Annotated in this window: 24 protein-coding genes; 7 read left to right on the forward strand and 17 right to left on the reverse strand. The window is 68.9% G+C overall.

The window, feature by feature from the left end; genetic code table 11:
* Window positions 1–50: 50 nt before the first annotated feature.
* Window positions 51–494 (reverse strand): MarR family winged helix-turn-helix transcriptional regulator, encoded by a 444-nt coding sequence (locus tag NMI01S_RS12340; protein ID WP_062996694.1) that lies wholly within the window; start codon window positions 492–494, stop codon window positions 51–53.
* A 176-nt stretch (window positions 495–670) separates the two neighbouring features.
* Here NMI01S_RS12340 and NMI01S_RS12345 point away from each other — a divergent pair, with 176 nt between their 5' ends.
* A complete protein-coding gene (locus NMI01S_RS12345) occupies window positions 671–2,191 on the forward strand; it encodes a MutS-related protein (protein ID WP_062996696.1) in 1,521 nt (506 codons plus the stop codon).
* Entirely contained in the window at window positions 2,188–3,654 is a 1,467-nt protein-coding gene (locus NMI01S_RS12350; protein WP_062996698.1) for a MutS-related protein, read from the forward strand. Before NMI01S_RS12345 ends, NMI01S_RS12350 begins: the two co-directional genes overlap by 4 nt.
* Before the next feature lie 10 nt (window positions 3,655–3,664).
* On the opposite strand, the gene NMI01S_RS12355 is transcribed toward NMI01S_RS12350, so the two are convergent.
* From NMI01S_RS12355 to NMI01S_RS12365, 3 genes are read right to left on the reverse strand one after another with little or no spacing between them, the layout of a single operon-like run.
* Window positions 3,665–3,988 (reverse strand): ribbon-helix-helix domain-containing protein, encoded by a 324-nt coding sequence (locus NMI01S_RS12355; RefSeq protein WP_157126146.1) that lies wholly within the window; start codon window positions 3,986–3,988, stop codon window positions 3,665–3,667.
* The gene (locus tag NMI01S_RS12360; RefSeq protein WP_051043657.1) at window positions 3,985–4,278 is read right to left on the reverse strand and encodes a hypothetical protein; all 294 of its coding nucleotides are present in this window, start codon (window positions 4,276–4,278) and stop codon (window positions 3,985–3,987) included. The genes NMI01S_RS12355 and NMI01S_RS12360 overlap by 4 nt, the downstream gene beginning before the upstream one ends.
* 27 nt (window positions 4,279–4,305) lie before the next feature.
* Window positions 4,306–5,409, reverse strand: a complete 1,104-nt coding sequence (locus NMI01S_RS12365; RefSeq protein ID WP_062997027.1) for a quinone oxidoreductase family protein — start codon at window positions 5,407–5,409, stop codon at window positions 4,306–4,308.
* 101 nt (window positions 5,410–5,510) lie between these two features.
* Here NMI01S_RS12365 and NMI01S_RS12370 point away from each other — a divergent pair, with 101 nt between their 5' ends.
* Window positions 5,511–6,452, forward strand: a complete 942-nt coding sequence (locus tag NMI01S_RS12370) for a LysR family transcriptional regulator (RefSeq protein ID WP_062996702.1) — start codon at window positions 5,511–5,513, stop codon at window positions 6,450–6,452.
* Between the two features lie 4 nt (window positions 6,453–6,456).
* On the opposite strand, the gene NMI01S_RS12375 is transcribed toward NMI01S_RS12370, so the two are convergent.
* Genes NMI01S_RS12375 through NMI01S_RS12390 form a run of 4 tightly spaced genes read right to left on the reverse strand, consistent with a single transcriptional unit; the run spans window position 6,457 to window position 8,512 of the window.
* Window positions 6,457–6,999 carry a hypothetical protein gene (locus NMI01S_RS12375; protein ID WP_062996704.1) on the reverse strand — a complete coding sequence of 181 codons (543 nt, stop codon included), beginning with the start codon at window positions 6,997–6,999 and terminating at the stop codon, window positions 6,457–6,459.
* Window positions 7,000–7,048: 49 nt separating this feature from the next.
* Window positions 7,049–7,456 (reverse strand): hypothetical protein, encoded by a 408-nt coding sequence (locus NMI01S_RS12380; RefSeq protein ID WP_036508401.1) that lies wholly within the window; start codon window positions 7,454–7,456, stop codon window positions 7,049–7,051.
* Window positions 7,453–7,725 carry a hypothetical protein gene (locus tag NMI01S_RS12385; protein WP_030516981.1) on the reverse strand — a complete coding sequence of 91 codons (273 nt, stop codon included), beginning with the start codon at window positions 7,723–7,725 and terminating at the stop codon, window positions 7,453–7,455. The genes NMI01S_RS12380 and NMI01S_RS12385 overlap by 4 nt, the downstream gene beginning before the upstream one ends.
* Before the next feature lie 40 nt (window positions 7,726–7,765).
* Complete coding sequence (locus NMI01S_RS12390; protein ID WP_062996706.1) at window positions 7,766–8,512, reverse strand: SCO6745 family protein; 747 nt, start codon at window positions 8,510–8,512, stop codon at window positions 7,766–7,768.
* Between the two features lie 381 nt (window positions 8,513–8,893).
* On the opposite strand from NMI01S_RS12390, the gene NMI01S_RS36260 reads away from it, so the two are divergent.
* Complete coding sequence (locus tag NMI01S_RS36260; RefSeq protein ID WP_062996708.1) at window positions 8,894–11,164, forward strand: serine/threonine-protein kinase; 2,271 nt, start codon at window positions 8,894–8,896, stop codon at window positions 11,162–11,164.
* 42 nt (window positions 11,165–11,206) lie between these two features.
* Complete coding sequence (locus tag NMI01S_RS12400) at window positions 11,207–11,917, forward strand: metal-dependent hydrolase (RefSeq protein ID WP_062996710.1); 711 nt, start codon at window positions 11,207–11,209, stop codon at window positions 11,915–11,917.
* Here NMI01S_RS12400 and NMI01S_RS12405 read toward each other — a convergent pair.
* Window positions 11,855–12,727, reverse strand: coding sequence for a helix-turn-helix domain-containing protein (locus tag NMI01S_RS12405; protein ID WP_062996712.1), 873 nt, complete (start codon window positions 12,725–12,727; stop codon window positions 11,855–11,857). The two genes, NMI01S_RS12400 and NMI01S_RS12405, sit on opposite strands and share 63 nt — an antisense overlap.
* Before the next feature lie 101 nt (window positions 12,728–12,828).
* On the opposite strand from NMI01S_RS12405, the gene NMI01S_RS12410 reads away from it, so the two are divergent.
* Window positions 12,829–13,548 carry an SDR family oxidoreductase gene (locus tag NMI01S_RS12410; protein WP_062996714.1) on the forward strand — a complete coding sequence of 240 codons (720 nt, stop codon included), beginning with the start codon at window positions 12,829–12,831 and terminating at the stop codon, window positions 13,546–13,548.
* 101 nt (window positions 13,549–13,649) lie between these two features.
* Here NMI01S_RS12410 and NMI01S_RS12415 read toward each other — a convergent pair whose 3' ends face one another.
* From NMI01S_RS12415 to NMI01S_RS12430, 4 genes are all read right to left on the reverse strand, one after another.
* On the reverse strand, window positions 13,650–14,141 hold the full coding sequence (locus tag NMI01S_RS12415) for a peptidylprolyl isomerase (protein WP_062996715.1): 492 nt from the start codon (window positions 14,139–14,141) through the stop codon (window positions 13,650–13,652).
* Between the two features lie 260 nt (window positions 14,142–14,401).
* On the reverse strand, window positions 14,402–14,788 hold the full coding sequence (gloA2, locus tag NMI01S_RS12420) for an SMU1112c/YaeR family gloxylase I-like metalloprotein (RefSeq protein ID WP_062996717.1): 387 nt from the start codon (window positions 14,786–14,788) through the stop codon (window positions 14,402–14,404).
* 199 nt (window positions 14,789–14,987) lie between these two features.
* On the reverse strand, window positions 14,988–15,857 hold the full coding sequence (locus NMI01S_RS12425) for a fructosamine kinase family protein (protein ID WP_084512883.1): 870 nt from the start codon (window positions 15,855–15,857) through the stop codon (window positions 14,988–14,990).
* Entirely contained in the window at window positions 15,854–16,483 is a 630-nt protein-coding gene (locus NMI01S_RS12430; RefSeq protein ID WP_062996719.1) for a TetR/AcrR family transcriptional regulator, read from the reverse strand. Before NMI01S_RS12430 ends, NMI01S_RS12425 begins: the two co-directional genes overlap by 4 nt.
* 466 nt (window positions 16,484–16,949) lie before the next feature.
* Here NMI01S_RS12430 and NMI01S_RS12435 point away from each other — a divergent pair, with 466 nt between their 5' ends.
* Window positions 16,950–17,657, forward strand: coding sequence for a DUF8020 domain-containing protein (locus tag NMI01S_RS12435; protein ID WP_062996721.1), 708 nt, complete (start codon window positions 16,950–16,952; stop codon window positions 17,655–17,657).
* Window positions 17,658–17,788: 131 nt separating this feature from the next.
* Here NMI01S_RS12435 and NMI01S_RS12440 read toward each other — a convergent pair whose 3' ends face one another.
* The 4 genes from NMI01S_RS12440 to NMI01S_RS12455 form a co-directional block, all read right to left on the reverse strand.
* A complete protein-coding gene (locus tag NMI01S_RS12440; protein WP_062996723.1) occupies window positions 17,789–18,835 on the reverse strand; it encodes a lactonase family protein in 1,047 nt (348 codons plus the stop codon).
* A gap of 259 nt (window positions 18,836–19,094) precedes the next feature.
* Window positions 19,095–19,469: a DUF742 domain-containing protein gene (locus tag NMI01S_RS12445; protein ID WP_062996725.1), complete on the reverse strand. Its 375-nt coding sequence runs from the start codon at window positions 19,467–19,469 to the stop codon at window positions 19,095–19,097.
* Window positions 19,466–19,900, reverse strand: a complete 435-nt coding sequence (locus NMI01S_RS12450; RefSeq protein ID WP_062997031.1) for a roadblock/LC7 domain-containing protein — start codon at window positions 19,898–19,900, stop codon at window positions 19,466–19,468. The genes NMI01S_RS12445 and NMI01S_RS12450 overlap by 4 nt, the downstream gene beginning before the upstream one ends.
* A 14-nt stretch (window positions 19,901–19,914) precedes the next feature.
* The gene (locus NMI01S_RS12455) at window positions 19,915–22,065 is read right to left on the reverse strand and encodes a sensor histidine kinase (RefSeq protein ID WP_084512885.1); all 2,151 of its coding nucleotides are present in this window, start codon (window positions 22,063–22,065) and stop codon (window positions 19,915–19,917) included.
* Between the last annotated feature and the right edge of the window lie 110 nt (window positions 22,066–22,175).

The raw sequence follows: 22,175 nt of genomic DNA on the forward strand, positions 1-22,175 counted from the left end.
GACGCGCGGGCCCGGTGGCCGGGTCGCGGATTTCGGTTGTGGGCGCTCGGTCAGCCGGCGCGGCCGATGCGGTCGAGCAGGCCGATCGCATCGGCGAGCTGCCGGATTTCGGCGTCGGTGAATTCGGCCTCGATGACGCGGGTCAGCCAGTCCTCTTTCGCGCGGCGGCCGGTGCGGAACTCGTCGCGGGCGGCCTCGGTCAGGTCCAGGACGGTTTTGCGGCCGTCGGCCGGATCGGGTGTGCCCGCGATGAGACCCGCATCTTCGAGCGCGCGAACGATTTTCGCCATCGACTGCGGGCGCATTCCCGCCGCACGGGCCAGCTGGGTGGCCGTGGCGGGCCCGCCCTGTTCGAGGCGGATGAGGACCGAGCTCTGGGATTTGGTGAGGTCGCTGCCCTCGGCCTGAGCGCGCAGCTGCCGCAGCAGCCGGCTGACCGCGACTCGCAGATCACTGGCCACCGCGGCGGCTGTGGGCGCAGGCTTTCCGGACATGACCCCACCGTATCACTTACTAAGCTAACTGTGTAGCTGGCTGTACAACTTCGCGCGGTGTTCAACCCGGCCGATCGTGATTACTTGACGGCCGGTAAGTAATGTCGCTAGCCTGACCGGAAAGCCCCCTACCGGGTCGTTCACCCGATCCGGCCGGCGCGGGAAGTGGGTGGGGAATGCAGACCGTCAGCGTGTTGTGGCCGGTACCGGCCGAGCGCGTCGCGTCCGTCGAGGTCGGCCAGAACGCGCTGACCGATCTGGAGATCGAACCACTGATCGCCGCGATCGTCGGCGAGACCGACGACCACGACCTCACCGCCCTGCTCCGCCGCCCGGTCCGCGACCCCGAGACCGTCCGATTCCGCCAGGAAGTGTTCACCGACCTCGACGACGGCGACACCCGCTCCGCCGCAGAGGATTTCGTGATCGCGATGTGGCGGGTACGGCGCCGGCTGCGCGTCGCGGGCGAGCTGTATCACCCCCATCAGCGCCACCGCCTGCACCTCGACGCCGCCGCCGACTACGTGACGGCGATGACCGCCCTGCACACCGCGACCGCCCGGCTGCCACTACGGTCGCGGGCACTGCTACGGTGGCGCACCTACCTCGACACCTATTGCGCGAGTAGGGATTTGCGGGCACTCACCGACGACATCGACACCGCGCGGGCCGCACTGGCCCAGGTGCGGTACCAGCTGCGGATCGTCGACCGCACCCTCGAGGTGAGCGCCGCCCGCCCCGCCCCCGACTACACCGCCGCCGTGACACAACTGCTCGCCCGCTTCGGCGCACCCCACCGCCACGACCCGCGCCCGCGATCGGAGTGGCCGGATATGAACCAGACCGAGGAACAGATCCTCGACCGGGTCGCCGCCCGGTACCCGGCGCCGTTCGCGCGACTGGCCGACTTCGCCACCCGCCATCGTGATTTCATCGCCCCCGAGGTCACCGACTTCGACCGAGGCATGCAGTTCTACCTGCGCTACCGCCGCTTCGCCCACCGCGCCGCCGGAACCGGGCGCAGTGTGTGCCTGCCCGATATCGCCGCACCGGGCGAACCGATCCACGCCGACCGCGCCTACGACCTCACCCTCGCCACCCGCTCCCCGAATCCGGTGGTGTGCAACGACTTCAGGCTCGACAGCCCGGAACGGCTGGCGGTGGTGACCGGCCCCAACCAGGGCGGCAAAACAACCTTCGCGCGCACGATCGGGCAACTGGCGTACTTCGCCGCCCTCGGCGGCCCGGTCCCCGCGCACACGGCGCGGCTGCCGTTGCCCGATCGCATCCACACCCACTTCGAACGCGCCGAACACGCCGGCGACCCGGACGGACGGCTACTGGCGGACCTGCGGTCCATGCGTGAGATTCTGCGGACCGCGAGCGCGCACACCCTGATCGTGCTCAACGAGAGTTTCTCCACGACCACCGCCCACGACGGTGCGCGCATCGCGGGCGAGGTCCTGGCCCACATCGTGCGGCGCGGCGCGTGGGGCGTGTGGGTGAGCTTCTTCGACGACCTCGCCGAGGCCGGACCCGAGGTGGTCTCGATGGTGGCGCTGACCGACCCGGACGACCGCACACACCGCAGCTACCGCATCGTGCGCCGCCGCGCCGACGGCCGCGCCTACGCCACCGAACTCGCCGACCGCTACGGACTCGGCTACGAGGCGGTGGCCGCGAGGCTGGCGCGATGAGAGTCCGGCTGCTCTACCCCGGCGACACCACACCCGCACCCACCGCGCTCGGCGACACCGCCGTCGAGGATCTGGGCCTGTCCGCACTGTTCGCCACGATCGCCGGCAGCGATCCGGCGATAGCCGAGGCGGTCCGGTCCGTGATCGCCGACGCCCCGGCCGATCCGGCGGTGATCGCGCACCGCCACGCCGTGCTCACCGACTGCTGCGCGAACCCGCGCCTCGTGCGCGCCGTCCACGACATCGCCGCCACCGCGGCGTCGGTGCGGCGCTGGACATCCACCGCCGGGCGGCGAGCCAACGGCACACTGGTGCTCGCGCTGCCCCCGTTCACCGAACAGCTCGAGCTGCTGCGCCGACTGCGCACCCTGCTCGAACGCGACGGCGACCGCGTCACCGCCGCGGGCTGGACCGACCTGATCGCGACCACGACACAGTTCGACGACACCTACCTGCGGGCGGTGCGCGACGAGCTGAGCGTGCTGCGCTTCGACCACGGAGTCGAGTTCGAAGCAGGCCTGGGCGCCGGCAACAAGATCACCGGTATCGTGGTCCACCGGCCACCGCCCGCTCGCCGGACACGATTCGGATTGTCGCGCGGCACAAGCGTTTTCGACGCCATCGCCGATGGTGACGTCACGTCCGACCCGGTGATGCAGCTGAAGGATCACGCACTAACCGAACTCGCGGACGTGGTCGCCGGAGCCGCCGACCGGCTACACGCCTTCTTCCTGCGCTTACGCGACGAAACCGCCTTCTACCTCGGCTGCCTGATCCTGCGAGACCACCTCGACCGCACCGCTATCCCCTACTGCGTGCCACACCCCTACCCACCCGGCACGCTACGGCTGCGCTGCCGCGGGCTGCGCGACATCACCCTGGCCCTCAGCCCCGCCCCCGCGACGGTCGCGGGCAGCGACCTCGACGCCGACCGGCGATCGCTGCTGATCGTCACCGGCGCCAACAACGGCGGCAAATCCACGTTCCTGCGCAGCCTCGGTGCCGCGCAGCTGATGATGCAGGCCGGAATGTTCGTCCTCGCCGAGGAATTCGCCGCCGACGTCCGCGACGGGGTGTTCACCCACTTCGTCGGCGACGAGGACCACACCCTGTCCTACGGCAAACTCGCCGACGAACTGGTCCGCATGAACGCCGTGGTCGACCGGATCGGTCCGCACGGGATGCTGCTGTGCAACGAGGCGTTCGCCTCCACCGGCGAACGCGACGCCGGCCGTATCGCCGGGCCACTGCTGCGCGCGCTCACCGAGGCCGGAGTGAAGGTCGTATTCGTCACCCATCTCCACGACTACGCCCGCACCCGCCACACCGACGCACACCCGGGCGATCTGTTCCTGCGCACCGAACGCACCCCCGACGGCACCCGCACCCACCGCATCGTGGCAGGCCCACCCGAGCCCGGCGGTCACGGCTACGACCTGTGGGCCGCCACCGAACTCGACTGACGGCCGCGCCTCAGGCCGAGGGACGCAGACTGCTCAGCACCCGGATCGCATCCGACAGCGGGATCATGCGGCCGGGCTGTTCGGCGAGCAACCCCATCTCGATGTATTGGCGAATCAGCATCGACGGGGTTACGCAGTGTTCGGCGGCCGCCTCCCGGATCCGGTCGCGCAGATCCTTCGGCAGTTTCAGGGAGGTGGTGACCATGCCGCGTTCGATCTCCTCGCCCGTGGGCGGCAGCGCGGGTGCGGCGGCGGTGTCGTCGAACACCAGGGCGTCCACGACCGCCTGCGGGTCGGCGCCGGGCTTCGGTTCGAAGATGTGCTTGTCGGTCATCGGTTCGCCTCCCATGCGGTGTATTCCTCGAGCTGCTGCGGGCGCATCTGCGCGGCCATGACGATCTCCCAGGTGCCGGCCGACTCCGGCGACGGCCGCATCCGCAGCATCACCACCAGCGGCCGGCCCGCATCGGTGCGGCCCCACACGGTGGTGACGGGCAGCCCTTCCGGGGTGCGGGCCGGACGCGGCCAGCGCCGCGACGAATACAGCACCTCCATCACCTCCCAGGGCGCCACCTCGGCACGAGCCAGGAACGAGTGGATTCCGATCCACCATGCGTACTCCACGCAGCCACCATAATACCCGGGTATTACCTACTCCGGCAGTGGTGACCGCCGCTGCGGCAGCACCACCGTGCGATCGAACGCCGCGGGATGGGCCGCGGCATGCTCGACCGCCGCCGCGATCTCCGCCAGCCCGAAGGTGGTGACCGTCTCCCCCGACAGATCCAGCAGCCCGCATCGCACCAGCTCGATCAGCCCGCCGACCGCGGTGCGCGGGCACATCCACTGCCCGCGCAGCGTGACACTGTTGCGCATCAGCCACGGATACGGCAGCGCCAGATCGGAACCGCCCAGCATCCCCACCCCGCCCATGAGCACGACGCGCCCGAACTCCCGCACCGTCATCGCCGCGGTCCGCACCACCTGCGAATCCGCCGCGGGCGGCAGCATATCGAGCACGACATCCACCGCTCCCCCGCCCGCCGCCCGCATCGCCTGCCGATCCACCTCCGCGCCACCGGTCAGCTCGACCGGGCGGACCCGCTCACCGAACAGGTCCCGCAATCGGGTCAGAGCCGCGCGGTTGCGGCCGGGAGCCACCACCCGGCTCGCGCCCATCGCCAGCCCCACCGCCACCGCCGCACCCCCGAAATTGCCGGTCGCCCCGCTCACCAGCACCGTTTCCCCCGCGCGCAGATCCGCCGCCAGCAGACCCCCGTACGGCACCAGCGGCACCGCCAGCGCCGCCCACCGGGCCACCTCCCCGGCCTCGACGTCACCGAGCGGCACAGCGTTCTCGGTCGGCACGACCATCCGCTCCGCGAACGAACCGTGATGGAAGTACCGCGACAACCGCAGCCCGCCCGGCCCGCGCGAACTCCAGCCCTGCAACGTGATGTCGGGCGTGCGCGCGTCGTCGCGGGAACGCACCGTCGGATCACACCACACCAGGTCACCGGGCCGCAGCCGGGTCGCATCCGGGCCGACCGACACCACCCGGCCCACCCCGCCCATTCCCGGAATCACCGGCGGCTCCAGCGGGTATCTACGCACACCACCGAAAACCTCTGCCGCATAGGGCAATACACAGGTAGCCAGCACATCCACCAGCACCTCACCCGGGCCTGCCTCCGGATCGGGCACGGTCCTCACCGTCAACGGCCGCCCGAACTGCTCCAACATCGCCGCACGCATCGCCCATTCCTCCTGCTTCCGAATCAGTTCCCCGCCAACGTAGGTCGCGATTCGGCCATGCCACCAGCGAGAGTCCGGCATATCTGGTATGCCGTACTGTCATGGACCTGTCACCGGCCGGGCTGCGGGTGCTGGCCGAGGTCGCCGAACGCGGCTCGTTCACCGCCGCGGCCACCGCACTCGGCTACACCCAATCCGGAATCTCCCGCCAAGCCGCCGCCCTCGAACGCGACGCCGGCAAACCTCTGTTCGAACGCCACCGCACCGGCGTCCACCTCACCCCTGCCGGACTCACCCTGCTGCGCCACGCCCGCGTCGTCCTCGACGCCCTGGACGCGGCACGACGCGACCTCGACGGCGACGACGTCACCCAGCGGGTGCGGCTGGGCAGCCTCATCAGCGCGGGCGTGGTTCTCGTACCCACCGCGCTGGCCGCACTGCGACGCACCCATCCCGGCCTGGAGGTGTCCACCCGCGAGGGCACCACTCCGGCGCTGGTCCGCGCGATCCGCGCCGGCAGCCTGGATCTCGCCGTGATCACCTCGCGCCCGCCGCACCGGCCACCCGACACCGAGCTACCGCGGCTGATCGTCGAACAACTCACCGACGTCGAACTGCTCGTCGCCGCACCCGCCACCGGCCGCTTCGCCGGCCGCGCCACCGTCACCGTCGACGAACTCGTCGACGCCCCCTGGATCGCCGGACCCTCCGCCACCACCGAACCCCTGCTGGGAGTGTGGCCCTGGCTGCCCGGACGCCCCCACATCGCCCACCGCGCCCGCGACTGGCTCGCCAAACTCGCCCTCGTCGCCGCCGGCTGCGGCGTCACCACCGTCCCCTCGGGCCTGTTCCCGGTGCTGCCGCCGGAGGTGATCACGATGCGCGTGCTCACCGGCGCCCACGACCGCGCCGCCCTCGAACTGCGCCGCCTGTCGCTGATCCGCACACCCGCCGCGCTCACCCCCGCCGTCGCGGCCGTCATCGACGCATTGCGCAGTGCCACAACACCTTTCACATCCGGCAGCGGGCGTACACCGGACTAGCGGATCACCAGATCAGAGTCCGCTCGGGTACCCGCACACAGGCGAAGAAGCGTTTGCCGATGTCACTGCCGTCGTGGTTGTAGGCGTTCATGATCTCGGCCAGCTCGTCCACCAGCTCCTGCAGCGCCGGGCTGGGATTGTCGATACCGCAGTCGCTGACCCAGCCCCACTCCCGCGGCACGCCCTCGATGGTGACGATGATCTTGCCGACGTACGGCGTCGCGACCGAATAGGAGATCTCGATGGGAGCATCGCGGATCGGCGACCGTTCGGCCAGCTCCGCACGATGCTGCGGCATGCTGAAGATCTTCGCGAAAGCGATGTCCTGACTGATCATCTCGGCGATGCTCGCCAGCGTGGCATGCCGGCCCACCCGGTGATAGCGGGGACCGTAGTCCCGATCACCACGAGGCCCCGCCGACTGCGGATGCTTGGCCAGGATGCGGTCGAGCATCCGCTGGGCGGCATCGCGTTCGGCAGCGCCGGTGGCGGGATGGTCGATCAACTGGCGCAGCCGGGAAATCCGGGGGCTCAGGGCCGTTGACATGGTCGCGGTCCTCTCCTCGTCGTCGCACGGCAGCCGCGGCCGCGGTCGGTCAGGGCAGCGGATCGACCAGCACCTGATGGTCGATGCGTCGCAACATATCCGGCCGAGCGGTCAAACACGGCCAATTGCGAGAGACCGCCTCACTGGCGGCGTGTCCGGCGGCCACCAGACCATCGGCATCCGAGCGCCCGGCCAGCAGCGCCGCGACCCGGGAGGCCGCGCCGGTGTCCAGTCCGGTCACCACGGTGTGCGGCAGCTCCAGCAACACGGCGAGAATATCGAGCCGATCCGGCCGGATCAGCGCCTGCCCGGCCGCGGCCACCGCCGCGGGGACCACGATGGTATGACCGGCTTCGGCCGTGGCCCATGCCACCGCGTGCACATACGGCAGCCGCCGCGTCCAGCCCACCACGGCGGCGGTGTCGAACACCACGCCGCCCAGTGCGGCCGGGCTCACGCGGCGCCGGCGCTTCGCCGATCCAGATCCTCCGCCGACAGCGGCGGCAAGCCCTGCACACGCCGGGCCTGATTCACCAACTCGAGCGGCGGCACCCCACCGAAACTGGACTCGATGGCATCCAGCGAGATATCGCGATCCATCCGATCCCGCAGCGCGGCCGACACATAGGCGGACAGATTGTCGATCCGCCCCGACGCCTTCCAGCGCTCCAAGGTCGACACATCATCCTTGGGGACCGAGATCGTCACCTTCTTCGTCTCCGCCATACCAACAGCTTACGTCAGTATGGCGGACAGCCGGCGGCGACTACCGCGTGAAGACCGTGGCGTAGGCCCCGCGCAACAGCTCGACCAGCTCCTTGCCCGCGGTCTCGTCCAGCACCGCGAAAGCCGGGGCGATCAGCTCGTCGGTCAGAGCCTCGGCCGCATTCCAGCGTTCGCGCATCGCGGCACTCACCTCGGTGGCGTCGACCCGCTCACCCCACCCGAACAGCCGCGCCTGGGTGGGCCCGTCCGACCGCGGCGAACCGCCGATCAACACCGCCTCGAACGGCGACAACCCACTGGCCCGCACCGCGATCAGATGCAGGCCGCCGCGCAACTCACGCAGACAATGGATCAACTGCAACACCCGGCCCGCGGCATCGTCGGCCGGCGGCAACGCCCGCCAGCCCGCGAACAGGCTCACCCCCGCGACATCGGCGGCATCGACCACCACCTGCAGCAAATCCGCCAACCGGTCCGAGCCGTCGAATCCGGCCAGTTTGCGGCGGCCGAAACCCTGGCACGCGGCGAGATAGCCCGCCGCGGCCTCTGCCGGCGCCATCGCCACCGAATCCCACGCTGCCCGAACGGTTTCCGGCTCGAAGAACCCGAACGCCGCGGTCACCACATCGGCGTCCACCTCGCCGAGCACCCCGCCCCGGCCCCGCGTATAGGGTCCGATGAAGCCGTCCACACCGGTGGTGGCACCGAAGGCCTTGGCCTCGCGGGAGAACATGAACGCGCCCCCGATGGTCTGGATCTCGGATTTCACCGCGGCCGGCACCGACACGGCGGACCCCTTTCGACGAGAGCGACCGGTCCGGCCGCTCGGCTCCTTCGACAATCTCCCGGAGCCTATCTCGCTTCAATCCGCTAATGCCAGCATCCGGCCGCAATCCGCCGACCCCCGAACAACATCCGAGCTAACCCACCACCGCCGGGCCACACCCCGCCCGCACTCCACACGCGCCGCGGTCACCGCGGCCACCGACCCCGCCGACCCGACCGCGGCGATACTCCGCCATCACCGCCGACCGGCTTCCCACCACCGCGCGGTACGCCCGAAATCCCGTATAACGTAACGGCATCGGCACGTAACCCGGAATTCATGGGAGGATTCCCCTATTCTCGGGTCCGGGCCCGGGTACCACCGATTCGAAGCGAGCGAGGGATGACCGACAACCTCGGCGCGACCGCACCCGACCCCGGTGCCGACCGCGCCACCGCCACGCAGACCGCGCTGACGTCGCTCGTCGCCCGCTTCGCCCAGCAGTGGCAAACCTCCGGCGAACCGCCGGACCTGTCGGCCCACCTGCCCGCCGAACCCGCGCTGCGCCGCTCCGCGCTCATCGAACTCATCAAGGTCGACCTGCACGAACGCTGGCAACGCGACACCGACGCCCCGCGCCTGGCCGACTACCGCGAACAATTCCCCGAACTCGCCGCCGCCCCGCTGCCCCCCGACCTCGTCTACGAAGAGATCAACGCCCGCAGCCGCCGCGACCACCACGCCGTCGACCTCGGCGAATACGAACAGGACTACCCCCTCCAGATGGCCCGCATCACCGAAGGATTCGAGGACCTACCCCCCTCGGCACCCGGACTGCGCACCACCATGCTCGCCGACCCCACCGCCCTCGACGCACTCGACACCATCAACCCCGGCGCCACCGTCGACGACTTCGACCTGCTGCTCCCCCTCGGCCAAGGCGCATTCGCCCGCGTCTTCCTCGCCCGCCAACGCTCCATGGGCCGCCTCGTCGCCGTCAAGATCTCCCACGACCGCGGCAGCGAACCACAAACCCTCGCCCAACTCGACCACGACCACATCGTGCGCGTCTTCGACCAGCGCCAGATCACCGACCAGCGCCTCAAACTCATGTACATGCAGTACGTGCCCGGCGGCACCCTGCTCGGCGTCCTGCGCATGCTGCGCCGCACCCCACCCTCCCAGCGCAACGGCACACTGCTGCTCGAAGCCATCGACGCCGCCACCACCACCGGCGGCGTCCTCGAACCCCAGCCCTCCCCCACCCGATCCGAACTCGCCCGCCTCAGCTGGCCCGAAACCGTCGCCTGGCTCGGCAGCCGCCTCGCCGCCGCCCTCGACTACGCCAACCGCCGCGGCATCCTGCACCGCGACCTCAAACCCGCCAACGTACTACTCACCGCCGACGGCCAGCCCAAACTCGCCGACTTCAACATCAGCTTCAGCCGCCACCTGCCCGGCGCCAACCCCGTCGCCTACTTCGGCGGCTCCCTGCCCTACATGGCCCCCGAACAACTCGAGGCCTGCCACCCCACCCTCGACACCACCGCAGCCGACCTCGACACCCGCGCCGACCTCTACGCCCTCGCCGTCGTGCTGTGGGAACTACTCACCGGCCGCCTCCCCTTCGACGACGGCCACGACACCGGCGACAGCGAACAATCCCTGCAAGCCATGATCGACCGGCGCCGCACACCCATCGCCGACCGCTTCGAGGCCGACCTCCCACCCGACACCCCCGCCCTGCTGCGCCACGCCCTGCTCACCTGTCTGGCACCCGACCCCGCCGACCGCTACGCCACCGGCGCCGAACTCGCCCAGCAACTCGACCTCAGCCAGGACCGCGCCGCCCGCGACCTCGTCGATCCGCCCACCCACAGCCTGCGCGCCCGACTGCGCATGCGCCCCATGCCCGTGGTCACCCTCTCCAGCCTGCTCGGTCACCTACTCGCCGGGCTCTACCTCGGCTCCCACAACCTGCGCCTCATCCGCGACGCACTCGGCACCGACGCCGCCCACCAGATGGCACGCCTCGGCCTGCTCATGATCGTCATCGCCTACCCCGTCGCCATCGCCGCCCTCATGTACTGGTGCCGCTCGGTCTTCGTGGTACCCAACGGATTACGCCGCGGCAGACAATTCGACGACGCCACCCTCGCCCGCGCCCGCGCCGACACCCTCGTCTGCGGCGACCGCATCGCAGTCACCACCTTCGCGGGATGGCTTGCCGCACTGGGCGTCTTCCTCATCGAACTGCACCACCTCGGCGACGTGCCCACAGGCACCCTCACCAGCCTCATCGCCTGCAATCTCGTCGCCGCCTGCGTCGCCGTCGTCTACACCTACTTCCCCGTCACCTACTTCGTCCTGCGCTGGTATTACCCGGGTCTCGTCGCCGCCGGCGCCACCACTCCCGCCGACGCCGCCATGCTCCGCCGCATGGTGCACCGCAGCCGCATCTACCTCGGCGTCGCCGCCTGCGTCCCACTCATCGGCGTCCCCGCCGGCCTGGCATTCCTGGCTCCGGACCAACAGCAGCTCGTCATCGGACCCATCGTCGGACTCTGCGTCGGCGGCCTCTTCGCCTTCCTCATCACCCTGCGCACCTTCTACGCACTCGAATCCGACCTCAACGCCCTCGACCGCATCCTCGACCCGCACCCCCACTCCTGACCGGCTGCGGTCACCCGACCAAGATCGTCTAATCTCGAGGCGGTGCTAGGACATTCACATGCGACCAGTGGTGCGCTCGCGTGGGCGGGAGCCGCTGCCGCGCTACCACTTTCGATTCTCACCTTCCCCGCCGCGCAGATCGGCCACCTCGGCACCGTCGACCTGCTCATGGGAACCTTCCTCACCGCCGGCGCCGCGCTGCTCCCCGACGCCGACCACCCCAGCGGCACCATCTCGCATGCGCTCGGACCGATCACGCACACCGCCTGCAAGATCATCTCCACCGTCTCCGGCGGACACCGCCACGCCACCCACTCGCTGGCCTTCGTCGCGGCCGTCGCCTACGGCACGTGGGCCGGCGAACACTGGATCGGCCGCTGGTTCACCCTCGGCCTGGTCTTCTTCCTGCTCGCCCTCGCCGTGCGCGCCCTCAACCTCTGCCCGCCCGGCGAAGGACTGCGCTCCTACGCCACCATCGCCGTCCTCGCCGTCGCCGGCACCTTCGCCATGGACCAGTGGATCTCCGACAAACCCTCCTGGCTGCCGTTCTCCGTCGGCCTCGGCGCCCTCGCCCACCTCCTCGGCGACTGCCTCACCGACCGCGGCTGCCGGCTGTTCTGGCCACTGGACATCCGCACCCGCATCCCGATCATCGACCGCACCGGCAACAAGGTCGAAACCTGGGTGATCTCACCACTGTTCGTGCTCGGCACCCTCGCCGCGCTCTGGTACGTCATCACCCACCAGCCCTAACAGCGTCACCGCGTCGCGATCCGGGCTGCCCGGCTCGGCCTGGAACGCGACGAACCGCTGCCCGTCCGCCGCGGTCAGGATCTCCGACGTCAACTCCATCCGGCCCACCGCCGGATGCCGGAACATCCGTCGCGTCCCGCGTTTGGCCCGGACGTCGTAACGCGCCCACAATGTCTCGAAATCCCTACTCGCCACACATAATTCACGCGCCAGAGCCGCCAGCTCGCCCGGATGTGACCCCGCGCCCTGCACCACCCGCAGATGCGCCACACAATCGCGCGCCATCCCCGTCCAATCCTCGAACACCGTCCGCGCCGCCGGATGCGTGAACACATACCGGATGAGATTGCGCCGCAGCGGCTCCCACTCCTCGATACCCCACAGCAGCCGCAAACCCTCCGGGTTGGCCGCCAGCAGGTTGCTCACCTGATCGAGTACGAAAGCCGGGGTAGGGCGCACCGATTCGATCAGCAACACCATCCCCCGCCCCGCTACCTCCACCGGTGGGGCCGCGGCGGCCGAGCGCGCCCCGGCCAGCCGCGCCACCCGGTGCAGATGTGCCGCCTCGTCGGGATCCAGCAGCAACGCCGACGCCAGCGCCGCCAGCACCTCCGCACTCGGATTACGGTCGCGACCCTGCTCCAACCGGATGTAATAGTCCACGCTCAGACCCGCCAGCGCCGCCACCTCCTCGCGGCGCAGGCCCGCCGTCTGCCGCCGCCGCGTCCCCGGCGGCAGACCCACCTGCGACGGCTGCACCCGCGCGCGGCGCGCACGCAGGAAATCTCCCAGGGCACGACGATCACTCACTCATCCAGTGTGCCCGCTTCCCAGCCACGCCGGGGTAGCCCCGCCAGGACCAGGCCACAGCCGGTCTCCCCACGACCCGCGCCACATCGCACGGTGGATCCATGACCGACAACACCCACACCCTCGTCATCGGCGGCAGCTCCGGCATGGGCCTCGCCCTGGCCGAACGGCTCCTGCCCGCGGGACATCGAGTCACCATCGCCGCCCGCGACACCGACCGCCTCACCGCCGCGACAGCGCAACTCGGATATCCCGATCAGGTCCGCGCACAACGCGTCGACATCGCCGAAGAAGCTTCCATCGCAGCACTTTTCGACACCATCGGCGCGGTCGATCACGTCGTCGTCACCGCCGCCGACATGCGCCACGGGTACGGGCCGCTCACCGAACTCCCCGCGCGCGACGCACGGACCGTCCTCGACATCAAGGTGCTCGGGCCGTGGCTGGTCGCCAAATACGCGACCGACCGCGTGCGCAACTCCATCACCGTCACCTCCGGAATCGCGGCCTACCGCCCTGCCCCCGGCGGATCGGTCGTCGCCACGGCCAACGCCGCCCTCGAAGGTCTGGTCCGAGCGCTGGCACTGGAGCTGGCGCCGATCCGGGTCAACGCCGTCTCACCCGGCTGGGTCGACACCCCGATCTGGGACGACTTCGCCGGTCCCGACAAACACGCCCGCCTCACCGCGATGGCCGCCCGGCTGCCCGCCGGCCGCGTCGGCCGTCCCGCCGATATCGCGGCCGCCTTCCACGCCGTCCTCGACAACGACTTCCTGACCGGCGAAGTCCTGCACGTCGAAGGCGGGCACCGCCTGGTCTGACGACCTCACCCCCACATGGCGGCGCCCCGCACCACCCGTCATCGGCACCGCTACCACCGCGGCGCTGAATCGACGAAAATGCGGGGCGCGCGCCCTGCCAGTTAGACCAGCTGAGCCGAGACGATCGTGATCGGCTCGACCGGCACATCCTGATGGCCGGCCTTGGAGCCCGTGCGGACCCCCTCGATCGAATCCACGACGGCGTTACCGTCGACGACCCGGCCGAAGACCGCGTAACCCCAGCCGTCCTGGCCCGGGTAGTTCAGGAAGTCGTTGTCGGCGGTGTTGATGAAGAACTGGGCACTGGCCGAGTGCGGATCCGCCGTACGCGCCATCGCGAGGGTGTACTTGTCGTTGCGCAGCCCGTTCTTGGCCTCGTTCTGCACCCGGTTGGGCGCCGGCTTCTGCTGCATATCGGCGGTCAGGCCGCCGCCCTGCACCATGAAACCCGGAATCACACGGTGGAAGATCGTCCCGTCGTAGTGGCCGGACTTGACGTAGTCCACGAAGTTCGCGACCGTTTGCGGCGCCTTCGTCTCGTCCAATTCGAGGGTGATGTCCCCGGCTGATGTGTTGAGCAACACTGTGGTCATCCGGTCATCGTATGGCAGCCGCCCCCACCCGACGGACAACCCCTCGACTCGGCCTACGAAAGGGCCTCCTGCCGTCGTGTGCTGGTCTTTGTTCTGGCTGTTCGGGCTGGATATGTCGGGCACGCTATGTCGGTGATACATAGTTAGATGCGCATATCTCCATTGCGTTTTGTTTTACCTGAGTCCGTCGCCATTACGTCGCGCGCGGTACGGCAACCGACCGCCGGTACCGACCGGGCCGCGGGAGCCTCCGAACGGATTCAGACCTCGTACAACTCCAGCGGCAAGTCGTCCGGGTCGAAGAAGAAACCGAAACGGCGACCGGTGAATTCGTCGACGCGAACCTCTTCGACAACCACTCCCCTCCCCCGCAGCTCCGCCAGTCCGGCGGCGACGTCTTCGACGGCGAAGGCGAGATGCCGTAATCCGCAGGCCTCGGGCCGCGACGGCCGAGCCGGCGGATCCGGAAACGAGAAGAGCTCCAGTCGGGCACCGTCCGGCAGCGCGAGATCCAGCTTCCACGAACGACGTTCGGCCCGGTAGTGCTCATCCACCACCCTCAGGCCGAGTACCTCGGTATAGAACGATCTCGATCGCTGATAGTCCGACGCGATGATCGCCGCGTGGTGAATCCTCCGCAACTCCATTGTCCGACCGTAGCTACTCCGTCGGGGCTGGTTGTTGTCGCTGCTGGAGTCGACCGCCCACCGAGAGGTGCGACACAGTGCTCTTACATGTCTAGATGCGCATACGTCCATATCGGTATGTTCAATCTCCCTTCGGCGTATACGGCAAGCGCGCGACCACATCGGCACGATCACGCGAGACTCTGCCGCGCAGACACTTTCACACCGCGGACAGCGCCTCTTGCGCGGCACCGATGGCCTGTTCCCGATATCCCCCACCGAACAGCACGACATGCACCAGCAATGGATACAGCTGATGCAGGGCGATCCGCCGTTCCGCGCCGGGCGAGAGGGGGAAGCGCTCCCGGTATGCCCCCAGAATGTGGCCGAGATGCGGAGCGCCGAACAGCCGCAACATGGCCAGGTCCGTCTCGCGATGCCCCCCGTGGGCGGCCGGATCGATGAGCGTCACGCCGCGCTCGGTCCACAGCACATTGCCCGACCACAGGTCCCCGTGAATTCGACACGGCGGTTCCGGCGGGCCGGCGAGTGCGCCGATGTCCTCGATCACCCGCTCGACGAGCCGAATACCGTTGCGGCCCAGCACGGATGCGGCGGCAGGCAAGAGGGGCCGCAGTCGATACCGGGCATACCATGGCCCCCACTCCCCCGCAACCAGCGCGTTGTCCTGCGGCACGGTCGCGATACAGCCGGCCCACGGCGCGCCGTACCGCTCGACGGTGTGCGTGTGCAGCTCGGCGAGTGCCGCACCGAATTGCTCCGCCGCAGCACGGCTGGGCGCTACCGAGGTCAACCACGGCAATACCAGAGTGCGCTCGTCGGCACCCAGTACCTGCGGTATCAGCTCGGCGGCGTCGGCCTCGCGTAACCAGCGCAGGCCGGCGGCCTCGGCGGTCAAGGCATGGCCTGAGGTCGAATCAGGCTCGCCCGCAGCACTTTTGACGAAGGCGTCGCGGCCGTCGGCGAGCCGGACGCGATACAGGGTCCAGGCGTGCCCGCGCCCGGCCGTGTGCTCGGCCACCACCGATACGCCCAGCAGGGACCCGAGATGGGTGGCCAGTTCACTCACGAGCCGTAGACCGTCCGCCAGATCGCGCGCCCCAGCGCCCGGGCCAACTGTTCGTCGTCCACCGGATTCCCGGCTCCGAAGGTGAAATCGATGGCACGCTCAACCATGCAGGTCAGGGCGATGGCGGTGGCCTCGACCTCCAGGTCGGCGGGAATCCGGCCGGCCGCACGCTCCCGATCCAGTCGCCCGCGGACGAGTTCGGTGAAGCGCTGCACGCGCTCCTGCCAATAGCGGCCTACATCGCGGTCGTAGCCCGCCACCTCGGTGAGCGCACGCAGGACGCGATGATGCGCGCGAGTACCCGCGATCATCAGCCGCATGGCGGTGACGACACCCTCCTCGCCGTCGAGATGGTCCGCGGCCCACCACAGTTCGGCCGTGCGAAACTGGTCGTCGGTCGCGAGGTCGGCCATCCGGATCAGCAGCCGGCTCTTGTCGGGGAAATAGCGATAAAAAGTGGAGCGGGCGATGTCGGCCTCAGCGGCGATTCGGGCCACCGGCAGTTCGGTGTATGTGACGCCGGTATTCAGCAGCCGGTCCACGGCGGCGAGCACCCGCCGTTCCACCGCATCGCGCCGTTCGTCGCGCTCACGAGATCGCGAACCGGGGCGGGTCAGCGACGCCATGTCGCGGGTTCGTGGAGAGCGGCCATGGCCTCATTGTCGCTCAACTCCCGAGGCAGCGCAGGTGACGAGGCCGCAACCGCCCGCGCCTACCGGCGTGCGAGGCGTTCCACCGGCCGAGATCCTCGGCAACCTCGCCCGGTAACCCGGCGCAATGCGCTCGTCGCGGCCGGCGATCGATTACCGGACCGATGCTCGACGCGAAAATTCGTGTCGGAAAATTCGCCATGGCGGCGGAAAGCGCTTGTGATAACAGCCACAGACAGCGCTTGACCCGCATTCGGCCGCATTTCGCTACGCGAGAGAAAGCAAAACGCGCACAGCGGCTTTCAGCTATCGCCGGTAGCAGCGCGGCGACCGTGGTGAACGGGACCTGAATGAATGAAGTCACGGCGTTCACTGTTCGTTTGCTGGCTTGCACTGTCATTCCCTCGTCCCTGAACCACTCCGTCTCGAGGTTCCGCAGAAAATGATGATGAGGAAATTAGCCGCAACCGCCGCCATGCTGGTTGCCGCCGTCGGTGTCGCAGCCGGTACCGCCACGGCCGACCCCGCAGCTCCCGCGGCGCCCGAGAGCGTCTACTACAAGGCCAGCGTCGTCGACAACGACAAGGCCGTCATCAAGACCGACGGCGGCTCGATCGTCAACGAAGACGGCATGCTGAAGATCAAGGCCGCCAACGGCACCGTGCTCGCCGGCACCCCGCTGAACTTCCGGGTCGACGACTTCGAGTTCCCGATCGCCGCCGACATCTCCGGTAACACCGCCACCCTGACCCCGCAGTATGACGTGGCGCACGCGGTCTACAAGCCGGTCGCGCTGCCCTTCGAGGACTCGGCCCCGTGGAAGACCCCCTACGACCGTGAAACCGCCGCCTTCAACCGCCTGAAGGACACCATCTCCACCGGCGCCACCATCGGCACGCTGGCCGGTGGTATCGGTGGCGCGGCCATCGGCTGCATCGCGGGCGCTGCCCTCGGTGTCGTCGCGACCGGTGCGCTGGCCACCCTGTTCGGCCTCGGCCCGCTCGGCGGCTGTGTCGCCGGTGCCGCCGCGGTCGGCTTCCTGGGTGTGCTCGCCGGCCAGATCTTCGTGACCGCTCCGGTCGCGATCGGCGCCGCGATCCAGTACTTCGCGACCATCAACGCCCCGTTCAAGCCGGCGCCGAGCAAGTAAGTAATCGCGCTGCCGGACTCCGCGGCGATGCCCTCACAGCGTTTGCTGTGAGGGCATCGCCGTCGGTACGAGTCGGAGTTTCCGTTTACGCATCGGTGCGGGCGAATGACCGCCGCGATCGCTCGTGAGTTTTATGCGCTCGGTGTGACGAATACGCCGGTGGCGCCGTCGGAGAACACCACCCCGGTTTCGGCCGGCGGCTCCCCGGTGGGTTCGAGCGCCCCGTTCTCCAGCACCCGGTAGGTGAACACCTTTTCGGTGCCCGCCGTGCTGAGGGTATCGATGACGTAGAGCCGCTCGGCATCCGGACTCAAGACCACCCGCCCAGGGAAGTGGCCGGGTTGGCTGGGTGCGTCGGCCCCGGGAATCGGGGCCAGCGCACCATTGTCCAGAATGGCGAAGCCGTTCACGCCCGGGCCCGCGGTCTGCGGTAGATACAGATACTTGCCGTCCGGAGTGATCGCCATACCGTGCGGGGTGCCCTTGGTCGGGAATCGGCCGATGGGCGTCAGTGCACCCGTGGGTGAAATACGGTATGCCGAAACATCATTGGTGCCCTCATTGGTGATGTAGAGGAATTTGCCGTTCGGCGTCACCGAAGGCAGTGCCGGCCGGTCGCCCGTGGGCACCTTCGGTCCGGCGGGGGTCAGATGCCCGTCGTCGCCGATCGCGAAGGAGTCCATGGTGGCGCCGATGAAACTGGGCGCGAACAGGAATCGTCCGTCGGGTGAGACCGTCGGGATCGAGAGGCCGCTCGTGGCTCCCGGAATCGTCGCCGAGGCGACCGGCGTCAGTGCGCCCGTGGGTGCGATGGCGTACGTGCGCACCTCGTTGGTCACCGAGCCGACCGTGGCGAACAGCCACCGTCCGTCGGGGCTCACCACGGCTCCCACCACCGGCTGTCCCGGATCCAGCCGGGCCCCCGCGAGGGGCTCGAACGAGCCGTCCGGATTCACTCGGAAGCCTTGCAGGGTGCCCGAAATCGTATGGGCCACATACACGTAATGATTGTTCGGGGTGACGGCGACGGTGAGGGTGCCGGTTTCGATGGGAATTGTCGGGCCGGTGCCCGACAGATGGCCGCCCGTTTCGCGTAGCACCCCGAGATTCGACGACCCGGTGCCTCCGACCAGGAGATAGCTGGGGCCTGCCGGGGCCGCGCCCACCGGCGGGGTCACGACACCAGCGACGGAAACCCCTACAGCCACGCCGATCGCCGCCGCAAGTGCCGACGTTCGCCTCCGCTGCCCTTTCCGGGACGAGGACACTTTCCCGCCGCTGAGGGTATTCCGATCGTTCAAGACAACCTCCGTTGGTTGGCAACCCGCCGGCGCGGGTCGGTGCGCCGACATGGATCCGTCGGCCCGCTGCCACGAACGTATGACCCCGGTCGGATATGAAGTGTCCAATGTTTTGGACAACCGACACCGAAGCCGGTCATAGTTTCCGTAACCCGGCCAAAACCGCCCGCAGAAATATCGGATCGTGTCCGACGTCCGGATGTGGCGATCGGAATTCGATGTATCCGGCGGTGATCAGATCACCGACGAGGACCTTCGCCGCCGTGACCAGCAATCCGCAGCGCGCCGCGATTTCGGCGATGGATTGCGGCGGGCCGCTGCACAAGGACAGAATCTGCCGGTATTCGCGGTCGAAGTTCTCGATGTCGTTGTCGAACTCGACGGCCGTCACCAGCGTGAAGATATCCAGATCGTGCACGTTCGTCGCGGTTCGCCCGCGGGTCGTGGCGAAGGGCCGAACCAGCGGCCCTGGATCGTCGTCGATCGGTGAATCGTCGGGTGGTCGGGTCACGGCTGGTACGGCGGGGCCACTGTTTCCGGCACTCTGGCGACTGTCGACAGGTGCTCGCGCACCTGTCCGATGATCACGTTCATTTCGTAGGCGATCAGCCCGAGATCGGATTCGATATCGGCGAGCAGCGCCAGACATGCCCCGTTTCCGGCCTCGGTCACGACCAGGAAACCCAATTCCAGTTCGATGACCGTCTGATGCAATTCGCCTTTGCCGAAATGGGAGCCGACTCCGCGCGCCAGGCTGTGCAGAGCCGAGGCGATGGCCGCCAGATGTTCGACATTGTCGCGGCCGAGGCCGGAACCGGCCATCGGCAATCCATCGGCGGACAGGACGACCGCACCTTCGGCCCCGGAAACTCGGGATACCAGCTTGTCGAGTATCCAGTCCAGCCCAGCCGGGGCGGGAGTGGTCGAGGGGTATTCGTTCATGTTGCGGCCGTTCACTATTCGTCGAAACTCTGCTGTGAGCTGTTGCCGGCGGAACTTCGGGCTTGCCGGGTTCCGCGCTGCAAGGAGGTCATCGCCGCCCGTGCCACGTCCGGGGTTCGTCGTCGCTCGGCGGCGGACGACGCCACGGACCCGATATGCCGGCGCGCGGGCGGCATTCCGTTGGTCGGCCGTACCCGCCGCGGCAGCGGTGTGCGCGACGGTTCGAGAGCGGCCCGGTCGGCCGGCGCGACGTCCAGGCTCACCCGATCCAGCACCGCCGCGGGGACGAGCACGATCGCGGTGACGCCGCCGTAGGGCGATTCGCGCAGACTCACTCCGACACCGTGCCGGCGCGCCAGGCGGCCGACCACGAACAATCCGAGTTGACGCCGGCCGGTCAGCGCCATCTCGTGGAATTCGGGTGGTTCGACGAGGAGCGTATTGACCTGCTCCAATTGTTCGAACACCATGCCGAGCCCGCGGTCGACGATCTCGACGACGACCCCCCGTCCGACGATGCTGCCGTGCACCGTGATCGGCGCTTCCGGCGGGGAGAAGTTGGCCGCGTTGTCGATCAGTTCGGCGAGCAGATGGATGAGATCGGCGACCGCGGCGCCGAGCACGTTCACCGGGGGGAGCCGGACGGCGGTCACCCGCGCGAAACCCTCGGTTTCCGAGGCCGCGCTGCGCACGATCTCCTCGAGGCCCACGGGCCGCCGCCACTGCCGCCCGGGTTGCCGGTCGCCGAGAATCAGCAGATTCTCGGCATTGCGCCGAGCGCGGGTCGCCAGATGATCGAGCTGGAACAGCAGCTCGAGATGATCGGGATGGTCCTGTTTGGCTTCTGCCACATCCAGCACGTCGAGCTGCCGCCGGACCAGGGCTTGACTGCGGAACGCGATATCGAGAAAGACTCGGTTGAATCCGTCCCGGGTGCGGGCCTCGGCGACGGCAGCGTCGATGGCGGTGCGCTGGGCGGCGGCGAAGGCGTCGGCCACATCGCCGATCTCGTCCGCGCCGGCGTCCACGGGGGTCGTCTCGCCCTGCACATCCACTGTTTCGCCTCGATGGATGCGGTCGATGATCGCGGGGAGCCGGTCGTTGGCCAGCTCGAGGCTGGACGAGCGCAGCGACCGCAATCGGCGCACGAGCCGTCCGGCGAGTACGAGGGCGGCGGCAACAGCGAGCACGGTCGCGATCACGAGCCCGGTGCCGGCGGTGATCGCCCAGTTCAACGTCCTGTCGGCGACCTTCTGGGTCAGTGCGACGGTATTGCGGTACTGGTCGGCGACCACGGCGACCAGCTTGTCGTCGACCGACTTCTGCGCGGACCGCCATGCTTCCTCCGGCGTGTCCAGGCCGCCTCGCTCGGCGAGCTGGTTCTGCGCACCCTCGGTGAGCCGCCATTCGGCACTGTCGGTCAGTGTCCGGAACGCGGTTTGCGCGGCAGGGGCCAGCCGCGGTACCAGCGTGTCGAGCTGCTGTCGGTAGGAGCCGGTCAGCTCGGCCAGAGCTCGTCTACCGCCGACGTCGAGCACACCGCGAGATTGTGCGACCGCCGCGTAGCCGAGGGCTCGCGCGTGGGTATCGACCGCGCGGATCAGGGCGTTGCCCGTCATATCGCCGGCGAGCGTGTCATTGTCCGGAGAGTGACCGACCGCGCTGTCGAAGCCACCGTCGGCGGTGGCGCCGACGAGCAGACTGTAGAAGGCGTCGACGGCTTCGGACGTGGTTGCGCGGGCGTCGATCTGGTGCCGGACGTCGGCGAGCTTCGCCACGAGCTGACCGATCCGGCTGCCGAACTTCTCGGCCGTGCCCGCGTCGATCTTTTTCGCCCCCGAGGCGATGGCAGCGGTTTCCGCCATCGCCGAGTCCAGCGCTTTCCGGCGGTCCGCGACATTCGCCTCCGGGCCCGCGACGCCGGCGGCGACGAGCATGCTCGCGGTCCGTTCGTCCTCGACAGCGCCGACGAAGTGCAGGAGCGGGTCGATGATGCCCTGCTGATAGTTCGACCATTCCCGGACCGCGTGCGCGCGAGTGGCCAGTACGGCGATGGTGACACCGCCGGTCGCGAGCAGCAGGATGCTCGGGATCAGCGCGATCGCGAGCACTCGGGTTCGAATACCGGCCCACCGTCTCGCGCGCGGGCTTTCGGCAACTGTCATTCGTGAAGTCCAAACGTAGTTTTACGCTCAATACATTGGGTTTCCTGTTGTGTTACCCACGCGCCGCTTCGCCCGGCGAAATATTCGAATGCGTATTCTGAACGCGCGCA

This window comes from Nocardia mikamii NBRC 108933, from assembly GCF_001613505.1.
In the GTDB taxonomy this organism is placed as follows: domain Bacteria; phylum Actinomycetota; class Actinomycetes; order Mycobacteriales; family Mycobacteriaceae; genus Nocardia; species Nocardia mikamii.